Annotated in this window: 10 protein-coding genes; all 10 read right to left on the bottom strand. The window is 44.3% G+C overall.

Annotation, left to right across the window (positions count from 1 at the left end; translation table 11 throughout):
* Positions 1-272: 272 nt before the first annotated feature.
* On the bottom strand, positions 273-3,197 hold the full coding sequence (locus MC7420_RS26730) for a response regulator (RefSeq protein WP_006104393.1): 2,925 nt from the start codon (positions 3,195-3,197) through the stop codon (positions 273-275).
* A 127-nt stretch (positions 3,198-3,324) separates the two neighbouring features.
* A complete protein-coding gene (locus MC7420_RS26725) occupies positions 3,325-4,509 on the bottom strand; it encodes a SpoIIE family protein phosphatase (RefSeq protein ID WP_006104420.1) in 1,185 nt (394 codons plus the stop codon).
* A 14-nt stretch (positions 4,510-4,523) separates the two neighbouring features.
* Positions 4,524-4,907 (bottom strand): response regulator, encoded by a 384-nt coding sequence (locus tag MC7420_RS26720; RefSeq protein ID WP_006104437.1) that lies wholly within the window; start codon positions 4,905-4,907, stop codon positions 4,524-4,526.
* A 472-nt stretch (positions 4,908-5,379) separates the two neighbouring features.
* Complete coding sequence (locus tag MC7420_RS26715) at positions 5,380-10,851, bottom strand: ATP-binding sensor histidine kinase (protein ID WP_006104414.1); 5,472 nt, start codon at positions 10,849-10,851, stop codon at positions 5,380-5,382.
* A gap of 136 nt (positions 10,852-10,987) precedes the next feature.
* Entirely contained in the window at positions 10,988-11,548 is a 561-nt protein-coding gene (locus tag MC7420_RS26710; protein WP_006104444.1) for a hypothetical protein, read from the bottom strand.
* Between the two features lie 252 nt (positions 11,549-11,800).
* Positions 11,801-12,898, bottom strand: coding sequence for an amidohydrolase family protein (locus tag MC7420_RS26705; protein ID WP_006104406.1), 1,098 nt, complete (start codon positions 12,896-12,898; stop codon positions 11,801-11,803).
* 56 nt (positions 12,899-12,954) lie between these two features.
* Complete coding sequence (locus tag MC7420_RS26700) at positions 12,955-15,243, bottom strand: TOMM precursor leader peptide-binding protein (protein WP_006104360.1); 2,289 nt, start codon at positions 15,241-15,243, stop codon at positions 12,955-12,957.
* Between the two features lie 545 nt (positions 15,244-15,788).
* Positions 15,789-16,928 (bottom strand): sensor histidine kinase, encoded by a 1,140-nt coding sequence (locus tag MC7420_RS26695; RefSeq protein WP_006104443.1) that lies wholly within the window; start codon positions 16,926-16,928, stop codon positions 15,789-15,791.
* A gap of 768 nt (positions 16,929-17,696) precedes the next feature.
* Positions 17,697-18,407 carry a response regulator transcription factor gene (locus MC7420_RS26690; protein WP_006104373.1) on the bottom strand — a complete coding sequence of 237 codons (711 nt, stop codon included), beginning with the start codon at positions 18,405-18,407 and terminating at the stop codon, positions 17,697-17,699.
* Positions 18,408-19,030: 623 nt separating this feature from the next.
* Positions 19,031-19,936: a CoB--CoM heterodisulfide reductase iron-sulfur subunit B family protein gene (locus tag MC7420_RS26685; RefSeq protein ID WP_006104379.1), complete on the bottom strand. Its 906-nt coding sequence runs from the start codon at positions 19,934-19,936 to the stop codon at positions 19,031-19,033.
* Between the last annotated feature and the right edge of the window lie 210 nt (positions 19,937-20,146).

Raw genomic sequence — 20,146 nt, 5'->3', positions numbered from 1 at the left:
ACCCGCCCCTACATTCCCTAAACCCGCCCCTACATTCCCTAAACCCGCCCCTACATTCCCTAAACCCGCCCCTACATTCTCTATAACCTGCCCCTACACTTCCTAATTCAGCCGGATGCTGTGAAAAGTAACTCCTCTACTTAAGCTGTTCGGCATTTAAACCTTAATGTCAATAATGGCGAAAGCCTTGTAGTGCGTTTAGCGAAGCCATGCCGCAGGCTTTGCATCTTGCTCGCTACTAATACCCAATTTAAATGCATGACAGCTTAACGCTATTGGGGTCGTGTCCTTTCACAAAGTTTAATGTAATTAAGCGCTGCTCTATCGCGCCAATTAATTTCTACAATATGTTCAAATATTCTCAAGGCTACATCAATTTTATTTTGATTAAAATTAACGATTCCTGCTTCAAATGTAGTTTTAGTATTTTCTTTGAATTGAATGATATACTCCGGTTCTGCATCAAAAATTTCAAAGACTGGAACCAAATGTTTTTTGCCTTTAACCTGTACCTGACCGATAAATCGATAGTGATACTGACTTTGATCCTCTAAACAAAACAAAGTATAACCACTAATTAAAATTGATGCCCCGTAGATTTTGGTCAAATCTTCTAAGCGTGATGCTAGGTTAACCGTATCAGAAATGACTGTAGTTTCCATGCGCTGCTGTTCCCCAATGGTTCCTAACATCAAACTGCCTGTATGTAAGCCAATGCCAATGGTAATCGAGGGATACCCTGCTTTTTCGCGATCGCGGTTATAGCGTGTCACCTGTTTTTGGATTTCAATCGCCGCTTTTAAGCCATCATCAGCAGTCTGGGGAAACAGTGCCATGATTGCGTCGCCAATGTATTTATCAATAAACCCCTGATGCTTACGGATAATTGGTCCCACTTGTTTTAAATAAGAATTGAGGAAGTTAAAATTATCCTGGGGAGACATACTCTCCGATAAGGTAGTAAAGTTGCGAATATCCGCAAACATAATCGACATATCCTGCTGCACCTGATCCCCCAAGCGCACATCCACAATGCTTTCATAGCCCAAAAAGCGGAGAAATTCCTGGGGAACAAAGCGCCCATAGGCTCTATTGATATTCGATAGATGTAGGTGAGTCTTAATCCGGGCAATCAGTTCATGCTTGGAAATCGGTTTAGTTAAATAATCATTCGCTCCCAAACTTAACCCTTCCACTAAATCTGAGACTTGTTCCTTCGCCGTCAACAGAATAATAGGCATCTCAGTGGCTGGGAAGCATTGGCGGATTTTTTGGCAGACTTCGTAGCCCGACATTTTGGGCATCATAATATCTAGAATTACCAAATCCGGTTTAAATCCCTGCTCAATTTTAGCTAAAGCTTCTATCCCACTGGTGGCTTGAACAATGGCATAATTATGTACAGATAAGTGATTAGTAACCACCTGCAAATTAATCGGTTCGTCGTCTACCACCAAAATTGTGAACTCGCCCGTTTTAGACATCAGGGGCAACAGTTCACTGGGAAAAGAGTTACTATAGTCCCGCACTTTGGTAATATCCGTTCTGTATTCTGATGAAGATGCAATCGGTTGGAAACTGAGGGGAAGCGTGAAAATAAATCGTGAACCTTGACCCACTTCTGACTCAACGCGAATCCTACCGCCGTGAAGTTCAATCAGTTGTTTGGTAATACTTAATCCTAATCCTGTCCCCCTAGAGGGATAGGAAACCGAGGCGTTAAGTTGCTCAAAAGATTTAAAAATATCCTCGAATTTATCCGGGGAAATACCAATCCCCGTATCTGCCACCGTTACTTCTGCCATATTTTGCTGCTGGGTGGCTGACACGGTAATAGAACCTGATTCGGTAAACTTAATCGCATTGCCCACCAGATTATACATGATTTGTTGTAACCGATTCTCGTCGCCATCAATGCCAGGGAAATCTGCGGGTATTTCATTGTTTAACTCAAGAGATTTACCCTGAATCAGGGGGCGAGATAGGGTAAGTACCACTTCCGTGATTTGGCGAAAGTCCACCGATTTGCGGTGTAATTCGATATCGTGGTTTTTCAGTTTGGCGAAATCCAAAATATCATTAATGAGGCTGTTCAGGCGCTTTCCACTGGAAACAACCATTGCCAGATTCGCGATTTGCACGGGAGATAGGGAACCCGCCGCCCCATCGATGAGGGATTCAGTAATACCAATAATGCCATTCAGGGGAGTCCGTAGTTCATGGGAGGTATTGGCTAAAAACTCATCTTTGAGTTGGTCTAGGCGCTGCAACGCCGCATTCTGTTGTTCTAAGGCTTGGGTAAACTGAAGCCGTTCTGCTTCAGCTTGCTTGTGGAGACTGATATCTTGAAAAGCCGCGATCGCATAAACGATTTCACCCTGTTCATTATAGATGGGAGTTGCCCAGACTTCCAAGGGAATCACTTGCTCCCCGTGATGAATTTCCATATTATCCACGGTGACTCGTTCCCCCCGTAAGGCTTGCACGATGGGGTTTTTCTCGGTGGGGTAGAGTTGATGGGTTCCCGCCACGTAGATTTGATAAACTTGCGATAATTCTTCAACCGTTGCACCCGGTATCATCCCTTTTCCGACAAGTTGTTGCGCCCGTTGGTTTGCATAGTAGGATTGACCCTCAGCATCAACGACAAATAAACCCACGGGTACAGCTTCCAGAAATTGCGCCAACTGTCTCTCACTCGCCCGTAACTCCTCTTGGATGCGCTGGCGCTCAATCACTTCTTGGCGTAGATTTTCTAATAAGTCGGCTTGTGCCTGCTGTGCCAAATACTCCTGCTGTTGCGCGGCTTTGAGCTGTTGCACATGGTTTAGGGTTTTATGGGTGGTAATGTCTAAATCTTGGAAATCAATGGGTTTGGTGAGGAAGTCAAAGGCTCCCAGATTCATGGCTTTGCGGATATTTTCCATATCCCCATAGGCAGAAAGAATCACAGCTTTAGTGGTGGGATAATCTTGGGCGAGGTGTGTCAGTAAGGTTAACCCATCCATTTCGGGCATATTGATATCGGTTAAAACCATATCAATATCCGGTTGGGCGTGCAGCGTTTCTAAGGCGTCCACCCCGTTATGGGCAAAAATAAACTGGAGTTCTTGACGCCGGATTTTTTTTCTAAACTTCTGGCGGATTAGGAGTTCTAAATCAGGTTCATCATCGACAACCAGTATTTTCGCTGGCATTGTTTTTGCCGGATAAGGATGGACTGTAGAGACGCGCCATGGCGCGTCTGGGGACGCTGGGGGAATTATCAGTTATCAGTTATCAGTTATCCTGTTAACTCTTCCCTGACATAAGACAAATAACCAATCACTGCTGCTTAAGAATAAGTAAGGTAATATCATCATGAACTTTCTGGTTTCCAATATGCTGCCACACTTGGTCAATCACTGCCTGTTTAATCTCACAGGCTGACTTGTGCCAGTTGTTGCTTAAGACTTGACACAGCCGTTCTAGTCCATATTGCACCCCATTGATATCTTCGGCTTCAGTAATCCCATCGGTATAGAGGACAACTCCATCACCGGGATACAATTTTACGGTTGCTTCCGCCACAAAGTCGGCAATCGCCTCTGCCAAACCAATGGGGAACCCCAAATCAATCGTATCAATTCGCTCAATCCTACCCTCAGAGCGTAGCACAATCATTTGTTCATGTTGTCCACTCACCGTCAGAGTTCCCTGATGATAGTCGATTAAGACTAGGCTTAAGTTCTTGTCGCAGCGCATCCGTTGTAGGTTGTGGTAAATGGTTTGGTTGAGGGTACTGAAAAAATTAACCGTGTTTGTCTCATTATTGACCAGTAATGTCCGCACCGCCGTTTGTACCATCAGCATGAGGACACCACTGGCTAACCCATGACCCGTGATATCGCCGATGCCAATTTTCACCCTGCCATTGTGTTGCAGTACGTCGTAATAGTCTCCCCCGACTTCATCAGCGGGTTGCATATACCCAGCGATATCGAGTCCCTGAATTTGACGCAGTTCTGTCTCTGTGGGTAACAGCATTTGTTGCAGTCGTCGGGTAATATCGAGTTCGGTGCTGAGGCGTAGGTTTTCGGCTTCTAAACGCTTGAGATAGTTTTCTTGGGTTAATGCCTGTTTAATTTGCTGGACATGGTTGAGGGTTTTGTACGTGGTAATTTCTAAGTCTTGAAAATCAATGGGTTTGGTGAGAAAGTCAAACGCGCCTAAGTTCATCGCTGCTCGAATATTGTTCATATCCCCATAAGCGGACAGGATGACAGTTTTAATCGCTGGATAGTCTGCCGCCAGTTTCATCAGCAAAGCTAGCCCATCCATTTGGGGCATATTAATATCGGTTAAAACCATATCAATATCGGAGTCAGCCTGGAGCTTGTCTAGAGCGTCCACACCATTACAGGCAAAGATAAACTGGAATTCTTTGCACCGAATCTTTTTTCTAAATTTTTGACGGATTAGGGGTTCTATGTCGGGTTCATCATCGACAACCAGTATTTTGGCTGGCATGGGTTTCTATTCGGCTAGGTTGTGGATAAATTAAAGATTTTCTCTTTGAGTTGGTCAAAGTCAACGGGTTTATGAATATAATCATCGGCTCCGTATTCTTGGGAAAGGCGATAGTTTTCGTCGTCGCCGTAAGCCGTAATCATAAAAACTTTTAAATTAGGAAAATTGCTTTTGATGGTTTTAAGTAATTCTAAGCCGTTGATCTCCGGCATGTTAATATCTGAAAGAATTAAGACAACACAATTTTGTTTTTTGCTTTCCATTTCAAGGTAGTAGAGGGCTTCCTTGGCTGAGAACGCAAAGTGAAATTCAATTTTGCCTTGTCTAATCTCTTTCCTAAATCGTTGTCTAAACAACAACAGAACATCTTTTTCATCATCGACTACCATGACTTTCATCATTTTTCCCTTTCCTCTCAATTTATCAAGAGTGACATAAACTGTTAAGCATTTTCCCCCTCATCCCTTTTGAATCCCCCTCCCGTCCCCCTATTAGATCCCCCTCCCGTCCCCCTTTGGAGATCCCCCTCCCGTCCCCCTTTGGAGATCCCCCTCCCGTCCCCCTATTAGATCCCCCTCCCGTCCCCTATTAGATCCCCCTCCCGTCCCCCTTAAAAAGGGGGAAGCCAGTGGATGCTTCGCTTTTTTGGCACGGGGAAGCCAGTGGATGCTTCGCTTTTTTTGGCACAGGAGAAGGGGAACCGGATTCTCTTGCTCCCCTCTTGCTCCCCTCTCCCAAGCTTGGGAGAGGGGCTGGGGGTGAGGGCTGGTGTGGGTGAGGGGTTGAGCTTAAGTTGACACTAATGTACAGCGGGTCGCCCCTACAGTACACTGTTCAAGACGCGCCATGGTAGACGCGCCCTGGCTACTATTATTGCGGCAAAATCAGCTTAAACTCGGTATACTCGCCCAATTCGGTTGTTACCTGAATCTCCCCTTGATGTTCTCCCACGATGATATCGTGACTAATGGATAATCCCAACCCTGTTCCTTGACCAGTGGGTTTGGTGGTGAAGAAGGGGTTGAATATTTTATCTCGGATGTCTGCTGGGATGCCATTGCCGTTATCTCGAATCCGAATTTCAAGGGTATCCCCTAGATTTTTAGTGGTAACGGAGAGTGTGGGGGTAAATCCTGCGCCAATGGCTTTTTTCTTGTCATGGGCAGCATAACAGGCATTATTGATGACATTGAGAAAGACTCGACTAATATTCTGTGGCACAATACTAACTTGACCAATGGTGGGGTCATAGTGGGTTTCAATGGTGATATTGAACGAGGAATCTTTGGCACGCATACCGTGATAGGCTAGATTAACATATTCGGCTAGAAGTGTGTTGATATCGGTGAGTTGTCGTTCGTTCCCTTGACCCCGTGAATGCATCAGCATCCCGCGCACAATATTGTCGGCGCGTTTGCCATGTTCATTGATTTTCTTCACGTTTTGCCCCAAGTCAGTGAGAATTTCTTCGATGTATTCCGTGCTTTCTGGGTCTAATCGTTCTTTTTGACTGTCGAGTTCTTCTAAGAGTTCTTCGGTTAACTCAGCCGATAGTTCGGCAAAGTTATTGACAAAGTTTAAGGGATTTTTAATTTCATGGGCAATCCCGGCGGTTAATGCACCGAGGGAGGCGAGTTTCTCTTGGGCGATAATTTGGTCTTGGGTGGCTTTGAGTTTTTTCAGGGTAGCGGAGAGTTCCTGATTTTTCTCTTGGAGTTCCTGGGTTCTTTGATCAACTTTAATTTCCAGGTTACGGCTGTAGGCTTCGAGTTGTTGGTAAAGGCGGGAGTTTTCGATGGAGATAGCGGCTTGGGCGGATAGAATTTTTAAGGTTTCGACTCGTTCGGGTGTAAAGGCGTCGGTGGTGAGGTTATTTTCTAAGTAAAGAATACCTGTCAGTTTGCCTTGATTGAGGAGGGGGGTACAGAGGATAGATTTGGGGTGAGTGGCGATGATATAGGAATCACGGGTAAATTGTCCTTCATGGGTGGCGTCATTGAGGACAATATTCTCCTTGGTATGAATGACGTAGTTGATGATAGCAGTTGACAGCAGGGGTAACTGGGTGTCATGATCAACAGCATCTACAGGACGCGATCGCAAGATATTAACGGCTTCTGAATCCACGATACCTTCGGCTTCAATTACCCATTTCCCTTGCTCACTCTCTGGTTCAATTTGGGATTGTAAAATCAGAAAGCCTTTTTGTGCGCCTGCATTCTCAATGGCAATATTCATCAGTTTCGCCAGTACCTTATCCAGCATAATTTCACTGGTGAGGGTTTGCGAGGCTTTCATCACCGTTGACAAATCCAAGGCTTGAGCATTACTCCCTGATGTAGAGATTCGGGTGCTAATCCCTTTACCCTCAGTTCGATGGGTTGTACCAACTAAAATTTGCGGATATTCTGCTTCCAAGGCTTTGACTTTAGCCTTCGCACCCCAGCGCGTGTAGCAGTGGTGGGCGTTTTTTAGGTAGAGTTTACCGATTTCGTCTCTACCTAGGGAGAAATAGAACTCCGCCGCCCGTTCGTAAGCGATGGCTTCTTCGTGGATGAACCCTTGTTCCCTAGCCCCACGAATCGCGCGATCATAAAGTTCCATGGCTGGGATTTGTTGACCCAAAACTCGCGCTCGTTCAGCTTCCACGAGTTCATATTTATTTTGATAATTGCTTGGCGCGTAGTGCGCCAATTTTTTCATCCGTTTCTGATTTGACGCTACTTTTTTCGAGAAGTTAGACTTATCCTGTTTTGTGGCTTGAGGATACAGAGCCATCAGTGAGAGAGAACCATAAAAGTTTTGCTGAGTCACAAACATAAATGCCGCCGCTGATTTCTCATACTTTTCCCCTAGACGGTAATTCGCTAAAGCTTCACCATAGTCTTTAAGTAAGTAGCAAACAAAGGATTGAGCAAAATAGAAAAAGAACAATGTACAATCGTTGTTAGTTTGAATTAAAACAGGCAAAATTTCTTTTTGATTAAATGCATCGCCTGATACTATAAGTGGATTGGCGGATTGATTGATCAAATTTAATATTACTTGTCTACATATATTTATATAGTAGGCAGAGTAATATTGTTTGTATTTGATGGCTGTATCAGCATAAATCGCTGATTCTTTATTTGTAACTTTTAAGTTATGTCCAGCAAAAAACAGATGAATGCAATAATTTATAGAAGCATAACAACCATATTCTAAGTCTCCATTTTCAATTCCGTCATTGAATCCTTCCCGCAACGGCTCTATTGTGTTTTTTACGTCATCTTTCCAATGCCTAATCATCGAGTTAAAATTATGAGAAACAAGGGCTTTTAATTGACGATTATCAAACTTATTTAACAGACTTAAAGACAATTGACCAAATTGATATCCAGAATCAATATCTTCTACAACTCCGCATAAATATACACCATAGATTACATAACCTCCAGCGGATAGACCTGAATTTCCATATTTTAGATAGAAATTGATTAGACTCAAGACAACCAAAATAAACAGTTGAGGATTAGTAATATAAGTAGGAGAGGCAAGATTGAGTAATATTCGTATCGCTGAGAGTTGATAAGGATCGGTCATTTCTGGCAAATTTGTTAAATCTTGAATTGATTTATCACTTAAAAATAATTCTATAGATTTTTGTTCTTGTTCAATCCTACGTTGACTTGGTGTGTGAGGAAGGTTAATTCCTAGCATCTCCAGAACAGACAATGCCATCTCGATCGCTGACTGTAGATTAAGTTGCGATATATCTGATTGAATCTTCAACTCATACACTTTAATTTTATCAAGGAGAGTTTTAGCCTGTTGGAGGACAACAGCAAAAAGCCTTTCGGCTTCCTCAAAGTTAGCGCTTAAATAGTGAGATTCGACAAGTTCTACATGGATAGATAGAGTCAAGTCATATTGCTCTTGCCAGCTATCTATCGCCAATAATTCAAGCGCCCTGGTTAAATACTTAACAGCTACTTCATAAGCTGTTGCTATTTTGGCTTTTTTGCCAGCCATTAAATTTAATTGAGCTAATTCATATTTTTCTGTCTGTTCACTAATTAACTCAGCACCGATATTTAACTGATTAACAATATCAAAAATCTTTTCTTCCAGTTCATCTGACTTGGTATTCTTCCAGAGCAAGTGACCGACTTTTAGATGAATTTCCTTTTTTATATCTCCGGGAATCAAAGCATAAGCCGCTTGCTGCACTCGGTCATGTAAAAATTTGTACCTGATCGCGTATGACTCATTTTGAATAAAAGATTGCCATATATCTGAGTTAATCTTTGATTCCACCTCGGGATGCCAAAGCAGGGGAGTTTTGTAATCGCCACTTAGAGGCACAATCAATCCGGCTTCTAGGGCTGACCATAGCTGAGTGGCTGTTTCTGATAAAGATGTGCCATTGACAACCGAGAGAACGTCCAAGTTAAATCGGTTTCCAATACAAGCAGCTAACTTTAATATAGTTTGCGTCTGACTGTCTAATTTTTCTAGCTTACCAACCATTAACTCAACTACATTGTCCGTTATTTCGACTAATCGAATTTGCTCAATATCCCACTGCCAACGGCTCACATTGAGGTTAAATGACAATAATTTTTCTGTGTATAGATACTGGAGGAGTTGAGTCAGGAAGAAAGGATTTCCGTTGGTTTTGTTGAACAGCAAGTCAGCTAATAGGCTTGAATCTTCTCTTGAACAGTTGAGCGTATCAGAAACTAATTGATTGACGTGGTTAATATCCAAGGGCTGAAGATTAATCGTACTCACCTGCTCCCCAGTGTCCTGTATCTGCTCTAGGGTTTGAATTAAAGGATGGGTTGCATTAACCTCGTTATCTCGATAGGCTCCTATCATTAACAGATAATGGCTATCCCTATTATTCATTAGTAACTTAATCAACTTTAATGAAGCCGTATCCGCCCACTGAAGATCATCTAGGAAGATAACCAGGGGATGTTCCTGAGTGGTAAAAACACTAATAAATTTTTGAAACACTAAGTTAAATCGATTTTGAAACTCCACTGAACCCAACTGAGGGACTGGAGGCTGTACGCCAATAATTCGCTCTACTTCAGGAATAACATCAATAATAATTTGACCATTACTGCCAAGGGCAGCTAACAGCTTCTGTTTCCAAGTTTGCAGTTGTGCTTCAGATTCGGTCAAAAGCTGCTGAATTAACTCCTGAAAAGCTTGAGTTAGGGAAGCATAAGGAATATTGCGTTTCAATTGGTCAAATTTACCGGAAATAAAATAACCTCGCTGTCGGACAATCGGCTTATGAACTTCATTCACTAAAGCTGACTTGCCAATACCGGAATAACCCGCCACCAGAATGATTTCCTTCGCGCCTTGACTCACACGCTCAAAGGCATCTAAAAGTTGGACAACCTCTTCCTCTCGTCCATAAAGTTTTTGCGGAATTTGAAATTTATCTGAAACATCTTGCTGACCTAGATGAAATTCGGCAATATGACCGCTCGTTCGTAATTGATGCAAGCAAGTTTCTAAATCGGCTTTGAGTCCCCAAGCACTTTGATAGCGGTCTTCTGCTGTTTTTGCCATGAGTTTCATGACAATATCTGAAATTGGCTTCGGCACATAAGTGTTATGGCTCGTCTCTAGATTATCTTCTGATTTCTCTTTCAATAGATGAGGTGGAATCGGTTGCTTGGCAAGATGACCATGCACCAACTCCATTGCATCAGTGGTTGCAAAAGGAAGTTGGTGAGTGAGAAGTTCATAGAACGTAACCCCCAGAGAATAAAAATCAGTTCGATAATCAATCACTCGATTCATTCTACCTGTTTGCTCTGGGGAAATATAGGCTAACGTTCCTTCTAAGTGATCGGGATTCCGAATGGTTGGATTTTCCCGCGATAAAAGGGAAGAAATCCCAAAATCGATGAGTTTCAGTTGTCCAGTTTTGGGGTTATAGACAATATTCGATGGGTTAATGTCCTTATGAATAATATTAGCAGTATGAATAGCACCTAAACTATCCGTAATTTTTATAAAAATCGTTAGTAATTCTTCTAGCTTAAATTTCCCTTTTAATAGATTTAAGGATTTTCCGCCAAAGTCTTCAAATAAAATAACCAAGCTATTCTGATATCTTTGCAGATCATACGCCTTAATCACACCCTCTACATTTAAGGCTTGAGTGATTTCATATTCCTGCTTATATTGGGTGATTTCGGTCAGCGTCGGATAGTCGTTTTTCAGAATTTTTAGAATAATAGGTTGATGATTGTGTCGAACAATAGCCTGATAGACTAAGGAATGAAGGCTTTCGTGAATTTTGGTGAGAATCTGATAGTTAGCAACAGAAGTCATGGTTTAATTTTCCTAAATCAAGAACAATCCAGAAGAAAAAACAACAGGGTTCATTTCTACCTGATCTAGAATGAACCCTGAATCTTAAAAGTTGCAATGCAAATGCAATTTGGACTGAACGACAATGCCAATTAAATTATGAACATGTTGTCGGTATATAGGGATAGGGGGGAAAGGGGTTTTCAATTAAACCATTTCCATCCTCTTGTATGGGGGCGTTTACCCAACTTTGGATCTGATCAAGAGTTACGGTGAATTCACTCAATGCTGGTCGTGGTGGGAACGGCAAAACTATCGTAAAATAAGGAGGCTTTTGGTCTAAAACAGCTTGGTGATTATCGATTACCTTACCATCAAATGTCTCCCAACTGACCTCAAAGCGATAGATTTGAATTTCATCAGGGTCAAAAATGCATTTATTCCACAGATCGGGCTTTTGTCCTGTCAACAAGGCTCTCAACTCAGAATCGTCGTGTCCTGTGGAGAAACTTGTGAATATTTCTCGAATCTGCGTCGCTTTCTCTCCCTCTAACCAGGCGCTAGCAATGAGCTGCGAAAGGAGTTTAGATTGCTTTAACCACTGATGGACAAATGACTCGTAGTTCTGGATATGCTTTTTTGATTGTTGAACTTTTTCATCACAGCTTGTTTTATGATTATGCCACCCTCTTAGCTGTTGTGTTGTCCATTCTGCCATTCGTTATTTCCTCCACGTCTATTTATTATTGCCTATTGTTGACTGGAATTCAATCATTCGTGCCAAGGAACACTTAATAAATTTGAGTAATCCCCTAGCATGAGCATTCCAGACCAACTGAAAATTAGTTTGAGATAAAATATTATTTACTATAGCCGCAGCTATTGCAATATTTCGATACATTACTTCAAACTTATAGTCATATTCCCAAGTATTCCCAGAAACCGGGTTTCTTGACCGATGCCCTAGCAATTACCCATCAGTTGCACCAACCAGTCCATAGAAACGCACCGGATTTTCCCAGAGAATCTTCCGCACCGTTTCCTCACCCAATTGAGCCTCCAGCCCCACCGCTCTTTCTACAATATCCGGCTTGTGATCAATATGGGGATAGTCAGAGCCAAAAATCAAGGACTGACAACCGATAAATTTGATAATGTCACCTAGATACGGTTCAGACGGCTCCATCTCAATAAAGCACTGGCGACGGAAATACTCCGAAGGCTTGATTTTAACTGTCTCCTTCACCTCCCACCCTAACTCCTCATACTCTTGATCCAGTCGCCATAACCAATAGGGTAACCAACCACAACCCGACTCCAGAAACCCCACCCTCAGCCGAGGATGGCGTTCTAACACCCCTCCTTCAATCAGCGCCAACAGCGCCATCATCTGTTCCATCGGATGAGAACAGGCGTGCAGGGCAAAACGGGTATAAAATCGATCTGATCCAGTCGTGGGTAAGCGTCCGTGAGTGGCTTCATGAATGCCTACTGCCATCCCCAATTCCTCACACATTGCCCAAAACGGCTCATAATCGGGATCACTTAACAGCCGCCCTTTAATCGGGTTAGGGCGTAAATAAACCGCCCTCCAGCCAAAAGCGGCAATTCGCTGCAATTCTGATACCATGTCTTGGGGATCATGGAGATTAATCGCTCCCACACCTCTAAGCCGTTGGGGGTCATAACTGCAAAAATCTCGTAACCAATTATTATAAGCACGGGTAAATGCCCCAGCCAATGGCGGTTCCATCTTATCTATGGCTAATAGCCACAATCCGTAAGTGGGATAGATAAACGCCACATCAATCCCCATTTGCACCATGGCTTGAACATGAGACTCCGGATCAAAATCACTCAATAACGATTGGGGATGAGCCTGCATCACTTGCTGATTTCCCACCTGGCGCACCTGATCCGAGAGTTTCTCGACAATCTCTTCTCCCTGAATTTTCATCTCCGGTGAGGGCGCAAAGCGTTTAAATGCAGGTTCGAGGTAGTTTTGCCACATTGAACTGGGTTCGTAGACGTGGGAGTCTGCATCAATGATTGGATAGCCGTTGAGCATGGGTTATTCTTTATTGGTCATTTGTCATTAGTCATTTGTCAGGGTTTGAGGCGTATTCACATCCACATCGGGAATGGATTGAGTTCATTTTCCGGAAGCGGCGCTGTCAGCCACCCCAATTCTACCGGAACCTGATATAACCGCCCCGAACCCAGCCGTTTCCAAAAGTGGCGCATTCCGGGAACAATCACTTTAACAACCTTGAGTCCAATATCGGGACGAGTCTGATCCAGCACCAGCAATTCCATTCCCCGATTTTCAACGATTTGCTGACAGCGAATCACATCATCTTTGAGGTCATCATTCCACACTTGCGGATAATCGGACTGTACCTTTACCGCCATAGTCTCATCCGCAACTAAATACGGCTGATTCGCCACCGTTGCCATTTTCCACCAGTTCAGCGCCATCGGATCAGCCCCAGGATTATACAATGTACTACCATCAGCATTTGCCCTTAACACCGAAGGGAGAATCTGATTCACCTCCGTCAACGCCCGTTGAATGGCAATTTTCGGGTCAAAATGAGCGCCGTACCCCAAAATGATATCTTCCACCGCGCGATCGCATCGCCGACTAATCGCCGCAAAGACGGGAATATTCAAATCACTGGTAATATCCAGCACCCAGAGTTCCCGATGCAGGCTTTGATAATACTCGTTTAACTGATGAAAATAGGGGTCATCAAAACTCTCTAAATCAACCTTGGGGCGTTGAATCCGGTTATACCACCATAACGCCACACTATCCCGTTCCACTAATTCCATAAACCCTTGCAGGATAGCTTCTTCCAGCGTATTTCCCGCCGCACACCCATTAGAATCTGCCCAACAATCCGCTGTTTCGGCTTGGGGATAGCCATAATAACAGTAAGCTGTAGGCAGATACTTAAACCCTTGAGCCGTTAACGACCAAACTGGCGTCCATTCTCGCTCTCGTTCCTCATCAAAGGGTTCTGGAACCTTTTGAAACCACCCCACACAGTTACTATTCCACTCCTGACGAGTTTCATATTGACTGGCGCTAAAATTCATACAACTATTCGGATGAATCGCGCGATCGCCTAGCGTTTGATAACTCCCGGTTTCCCGAATTTCGTCCCCCTGAAACACCCCAGAATAGCGTTCAATCGCCTCACAAAACCCACTGGCTTTGGCTTGAGCATCCGTGCGCCCTTTTCCTGCACTGCGACCCCCAAGATTTTGGCGTAAGGTGTTGAGATCATCAAACAAGGTAGCAAAATGATGCTTGGCGATATAAGTATGAGTTAAATGATTGACACCTGTCTCTAACCGAGTCAATTCTCGCACAACACCCGTCATCGGACTCAGGTGATGGTGATAACTTTTCAGCGTTTCTTCCGGTGAACAATAACGATGTCCGCCATCGGTGGTAAAACGTTTCTTCCGGTGTCCCAGAATAATCGGTAAGGGTTTACGGTTCAACTGCTGATTCAATCCACAACTGGGACATTGCGGACGCTTCACTAAACGATGATTTCGGGTGTCTAAAGATAAGGTATCGTGAGTAACCAGAACCCCGGTTAACCGTTTATTTTCGCCCTGAACAATCCATTTAAAGAGTTCCGTTGCAGCCATTCCTAAAGCCGTTTGGACGCTAGCCGGAAAAGATGTTAAAGGAATCGGTATCGGTGTAGAACAGTTCTGCTGGTTTTGAATAAAGCGTTCTATGGGTCTGTTATCCCGTAACCGTTGCGCTAAACAGTGCCAGCAGCCCGTTTTCCCTGGCTGAATAATCGGTCCAATCCAAACCATCGTTCCCACGGGTTTAACCAGCATCCAGGGGCGTTGAGATTGTAAAGCGTTTTGATTGAATGCGTCTAAATCAACGTGTAGGTAATCATCAGTTAAAACGACATCAATCTCTCCCTGATCCGCCACTTGAATCTGTAGGGATTCCAGCGTCGATAGGAACTCAGAACTGGCTAGAGAACCCAAACAGCTTACGGCTACTTTTGTCCTTTGTAATCGCTGGTAAGCCTGCTGAACCTCAACATTTAGCATCTCACAGAAGCTGGCTAAATGCTCAGGCAATACAGACTCACTTTCAACAATATACCCCTTCTGTTCCATCTGCATCAGGGCGTGTCGCGCCATGACGCTAGTATTGAGCATCTCTTGAAATGAAATCGTTTCTGACGGTAGATCCTGAAGAACTTGATCAATAATGTCTTCAACCGTATGATGCCCATCGATTAACGGGACTAATTGTTGATAGAGATGGCGATTGAGTTGAATCGAACCTCGCTCTGACAACAAAAATACTGTTTCTGGTTCGACTATTTCCACCTGAAAGCATTGTTTAAATCTGGGCTTATTCAGCATATTTATTAAAGATAACTGTGGCTCGTCCGTACTTGGGTAGGAACCTACAAATCCGCACCATGAACGCTCATGATTCGACATGCGTACCCATTAACTGCGTTAATTATTAGATGGCGAAATAAATTTGTCAAGAAGTACCTTCTGACACAGGACGTTGAGGAGAGGGCGACCCGAGTAAATTAAGTGAATTAGAGTTGTTAATTAGTGCAAGCGGGTCGCCCCTACAGGGAGACCACAGGTATTTTTTTCATTCTTCATCCATAACGGGCGCGATCACCTGCGGGGAATTTATTAACTGATTTTCCGTTTTATAGCAATCGCCATAGCGGTTAGGACGCATCATTTAGTAGAGACGTCATGCAACGTCTCTACTATTTCAATCATAAAGATTGTCAGGATTACAACATTTGTAGCAATTATTGAAATTGTAGATTGTAGGGGCGAGTCGCTGCTCAAATATGGCGGTGTTAAAATTAACCTGTCTCGACTCGCCCTAGCTTAAATGTAGCGAAGGAACTGAATCTCTGTTTACCTTGACACAAAAGTCACGCCAATGGCAGATAAAACCGAAACGTACTACCGATCCCTAACTGACTTTCCACCTCAATCTCACCTCCTTGCAATTCCACCAACCGCTTTGATATCGCTAACCCTATCCCCGTTCCTCCAGTGTGAGGATTGCGCGACTTTTCCGCCCGCCAGAACCGTTCAAACACATGAGGGAGATCCTCTGGAGCAATTCCCATACCCGTATCGGTTACCGCAATCCATAACCTAGGAATAATACCTTTTATTCCATGCCGTTCTACCCACACCCGAACCGTAATTTTACCCGTTTGAGTATGGCGAATAGCATTCCCTAAAAGATTCATCAGTACCTGTTCAAGTCGGTCACTATCCGCCAATACTCGCGGCAATTTCTCCGGACAATCTAACTGCAATGCAGGACCTTCTTCCAACACCTGATCCGTAAACTTTTGTACCAGTGATTCTAACAAGGGACGCACATTTACGGGTTCAACTTTGATTGGCAGATAACCCGCTTCGGCTTTCGAGAGTTCCTGTAAATCATTAATTAACCGTTCCAATCGGCGCGTTTCTTTTGCCAACTGCTGATACATCGCAGGCGTTGCATCCATCCGTTGTGTAGCCAGTTCTTCTAAATAACCTCTTAGTACCGTCAGTGGGGTTCGTAGTTCATGAGTCAAATCACTGACTAAATCTCGTCGCCGCTGTTCCACATCTTCTAAACTCACCGCCATTTGATTAAAACTGGTGGCGAGTTGATTAATTTCAGGAATTTCACTGGGGGGAAGTCGTTTATCTAGCTTCCCTGCTGCAAATTGTTGGGTAATATCTTCAATTTGAGTCAGGGGTTTGACGATGCGACGAGACAACCAATAACTAAGTCCTCCTGCTGCTGTCGTGCCAACAATAACTGACCAAAATGTGCCGCGATTCCATGCGGTTTGAAATCCTTGTAGTAGAGAGGTACGAGCAACGCGAAAGATAACTCCTTTGCCTTCTAATTGTTGCAGATGCAAAATAAAGAAGCGCGGCGAAGACACTTTACTAATAATTAATAGGGAACCCACGCCGACAATCATCACCAACAAATGGGAGAGAAACAGGCGCGAGACTAAGGGTAAGGATTTGCGGCGGCGACGTAAACCGGTTTTACTCATGGGGTTCGATAAAATTTTGGCTTTGTGGGCTTGGCTTAAGGCTTAAGTGAAGCCCTGAACTAAAGTTCGGGCTAAAAGCTAAAACCCGTTAAAACGGGTTAAAAGAACCTAGTGCAAGAAGGCAGAAATAACTGAACAGCTAATATCTCCCCCCGCTTCCCCTGCTCCCTCTGCTCCCCCTGCTTCATCGTATCTACGAAGCTGCTCAAGTATTTTTATGCCCGCTGCACTAGCCTAGTAGGTAATTCTTCATGAAGAGTCCCCTACAGACGGTCGGATCGCCCGCTTTGGTGTTTCTTTACAGGCAGGGGTTCTGAACTGTTGGGGGTTTGCATTGTAGAAAAACCAACCCGGTTTTCAGCCAATGTTGGTTAATGGAAGACTACTCAAAAGTCGAAACCAATACTACAACAAGCTAAAAGCTTTCCTTCAAAGCAACCTACCAGCCGAAAGCCGAACCAGTATTAAGCTGTCATGCATTTAAATTGGGTATTAGTAGCGAGCAAGATGCTCAATGTAGCGAGCAAGATGCTCAATGTAGCGAGCAAGATGCTCAATGTAGCGAGCAAGATGCTCGCACTACACGGCTTTCGCCATTATTGACATTAAGGTTTAAATGCCGAACAGCTTATCAAGGTAGTTATTCAAGAGGAAAGTTACACATCAAAAACATCAGCTATTGACTTAGAGCTTCCATCAAAGCAATCAAAATATGCTGGGAAGCGGGTTAACCCAGTATGAAAGACTAAACTACAAGTTTCTATAAGTTTAGTCTACACGGTTATCTTCAAATTTATAACCAACACCGATAACCGTCTTAATAAAGGTCGGATTACTGGGGTCCGGTTCTATTTTTTTCCGCAATCGGGCGACATGGGTATCAACCACCCGTTCATCGCCAAAGAAGTCATTCCCCCACAGCTTATCAATCAGTTGAGTACGATTCCAAACTCGACCGGGTTGACTGGTAAAGGTTGCCAACAGATTAAATTCTAACGTGGTTAAATCCAGGGGTTCTGATTCCCCAGACTCTAGTTGGCGACTGGCTGTATGTTGATCCACATCCACTGTAAAATGTTGGGTACGGTAGACGAGGGACTGTCCACTGTGACGTAAACTACGCCGCAATAGCGCCCGGACTCTCGCCACCAGTTCGGTAGGGCTAAAGGGTTTGACGAGGTAATCATCCGCACCCGTTGATAGCCCAATTACGCGGTCAATTTCCTCTCCCTTCGCCGTCAGCATTAGAATATAGGGGTCTTTGGGTCCCGGTTTTTGGCGAATTCTGGCGCAAACTTCCAGTCCATCCAATCCAGGTAGCATTAAGTCGAGAATAATTACATCCGGTTGCTGACTTTGGAAGGCTTGAATGGCGGCTAGTCCATCGCGACAGGAGTAGCAGGTGAAACCTTCCCGTTCTAGGGTAAGTTGGATGAGTTTGGCGATTTCCGCTTCGTCTTCAACGATTAAAATATCCATAAAGCATCTTGGCGACTGGACGTCACAGCTACACAAACTTTCGTCCGCCTGCGCGGACTGAATTATAAAGGGGGTAGTCAATCCGGATTTGGTATTAGACGCCGCATTGGGGATGGCTTTTGCCTGTGCTTGTTTCTACGATACCTCATCCCCATTCATCAGACGACAGCGAGGAAGCCCAACACTACTGCAAGGGATAGGGGAGCATGTTCCAGATGCGCCATGGCGCGTCTGGGGAGAATAAATGAAATTAGATCTCGCGGCGAGCAGGATTGGGAAGCCCAAGTTTTGTTGAGGAGGGGTTGATTCATGAATCGTTGTTTTTGTCAAGACAAAACGAATAGGATCAGGGCGGATTTTTTCGGCTTATTATATTTTTATCTCATCCTTGTAGTGCGAGCATCTTGCTCGCTACTAATACCCAATTTAAATGCATGATAAGTAGTCGGACAAAAGTTGAGTAAAGGGCGACCCGACCCCATTGAATGGACTGGTGTTGTTAATTAGGTCAAGCGGGTCGCCCCTACAGGGGAATTACAAATGTTGCTTTCATCCGTTGCCGATGCGATCGCTAATTTAGATCCCCAACCTTCAAGAAGTCGAGGATCGGGTAGGGGAATGGATTATAAGCCCAATTTCTCTAAAACAGGTTTGGTGGAGACAATATGCTTACTCAACCCCAACTGCTTGGGCGGAATCCCTAGCGCCAAAGCCACCAATTGCGGTAAATGTAACACCGGTAATCCCAGCTTACGCTCAATTACCTTTTCCACTTCCGGTTGACGAGAGTCAAGATTCAGGTGGCACAATGGGCAAGGTGTTACCATACAATCCGCCCCCGCGTCAATGGCTTCTTGGATATTTTTCCCTGCCATTTGGAAGGATTGCTCAGTCGCATAACTGGCAATGGGCCAACCACAACATTGGGTTCGTCCACGATAATAAACCGGAGTTGCGCCAACGGATCGAAATACATTCTCCATTGATTCAGGGTGAAACGGGTTGTCGTAGGGTATGGTGGTCTGTCCTCGGAGCAAATAACAGCCATAGAACGCAGCACATTTTAACCCGCTTAACTTTCGAGTCACCCGTTCTTGTATGGCGTCTAGTCCATAATCGGTGACTAACGCCCACAGCAGGTGTTTGACTTCGCTATTCCCTTTATAAGGGGAACAGCCCTCTTTTTTCAGTAAGCCATTAATTTGCTCCACGTAACCCGGATCAGTCTGTTGAAAGTCCTTTAAGCGTTCATCCACATGACCAATCACCCCCTGACAGGTGCTGCAATGGGTTAACAGGGGCAGATCCAATTCCTCCGCCAAGGCAATATTACGAGCATTTACGGTATCTTCCAGTAATCGGGAATCTTCCTTAAATGTGCCAGAACCGCAACAGGAAGCTTTTTTCAGTTCAATCAGTTCAATGCCCAAGGCTTGAGTCAGGGCGGCGGTGGATTGGTACAATTCTCGGCAAGCGCCTTGGGCGACACAACCGGGAAAGTAAGCGTATTTTAGGGTTTGAGATGGCATAGCAGTTAATCTGGATTCTCAGGATCAATTATCCCATCGCTCATCCTAATGGGTAGCGTTGGCAATGTTGGAATTTTTGGTTGAGCAAAGGGCAACCCGATCCCATTGAGTGGATACAGGCGTTGATTGGTGCCGTGCGGGTTGCCCCTACACGAACTGTTGGGGATCGCCTCCACCCTTGATATACCATCTTACTTTTCACGGGATCTG

Origin of the sequence: Coleofasciculus chthonoplastes PCC 7420 (assembly GCF_000155555.1) — a bacterium.
Classification (GTDB): Bacteria; Cyanobacteriota; Cyanobacteriia; order Cyanobacteriales; family Coleofasciculaceae; genus Coleofasciculus; species Coleofasciculus chthonoplastes_A.
This window is presented reverse-complemented; position numbering and strand designations above follow the sequence as displayed.

What these genes read in the sequence shown, in the direction of transcription:
- MC7420_RS26730 (WP_006104393.1), bottom strand. Translation starts at nt 3,197, where the DNA reads ATGCCAGCGAAAATACTGGTTGTCGATGATGAACCTGATTTAGAACTC.
- MC7420_RS26725 (WP_006104420.1), bottom strand. Translation starts at nt 4,509, where the DNA reads ATGCCAGCCAAAATACTGGTTGTCGATGATGAACCCGACATAGAACCC.
- MC7420_RS26720 (WP_006104437.1), bottom strand. Translation starts at nt 4,907, where the DNA reads ATGAAAGTCATGGTAGTCGATGATGAAAAAGATGTTCTGTTGTTGTTT.
- MC7420_RS26715 (WP_006104414.1), bottom strand. Translation starts at nt 10,851, where the DNA reads ATGACTTCTGTTGCTAACTATCAGATTCTCACCAAAATTCACGAAAGC.
- MC7420_RS26710 (WP_006104444.1), bottom strand. Translation starts at nt 11,548, where the DNA reads ATGGCAGAATGGACAACACAACAGCTAAGAGGGTGGCATAATCATAAA.
- MC7420_RS26705 (WP_006104406.1), bottom strand. Translation starts at nt 12,898, where the DNA reads ATGCTCAACGGCTATCCAATCATTGATGCAGACTCCCACGTCTACGAA.
- MC7420_RS26700 (WP_006104360.1), bottom strand. Translation starts at nt 15,243, where the DNA reads ATGCTGAATAAGCCCAGATTTAAACAATGCTTTCAGGTGGAAATAGTC.
- MC7420_RS26695 (WP_006104443.1), bottom strand. Translation starts at nt 16,928, where the DNA reads ATGAGTAAAACCGGTTTACGTCGCCGCCGCAAATCCTTACCCTTAGTC.
- MC7420_RS26690 (WP_006104373.1), bottom strand. Translation starts at nt 18,407, where the DNA reads ATGGATATTTTAATCGTTGAAGACGAAGCGGAAATCGCCAAACTCATC.
- MC7420_RS26685 (WP_006104379.1), bottom strand. Translation starts at nt 19,936, where the DNA reads ATGCCATCTCAAACCCTAAAATACGCTTACTTTCCCGGTTGTGTCGCC.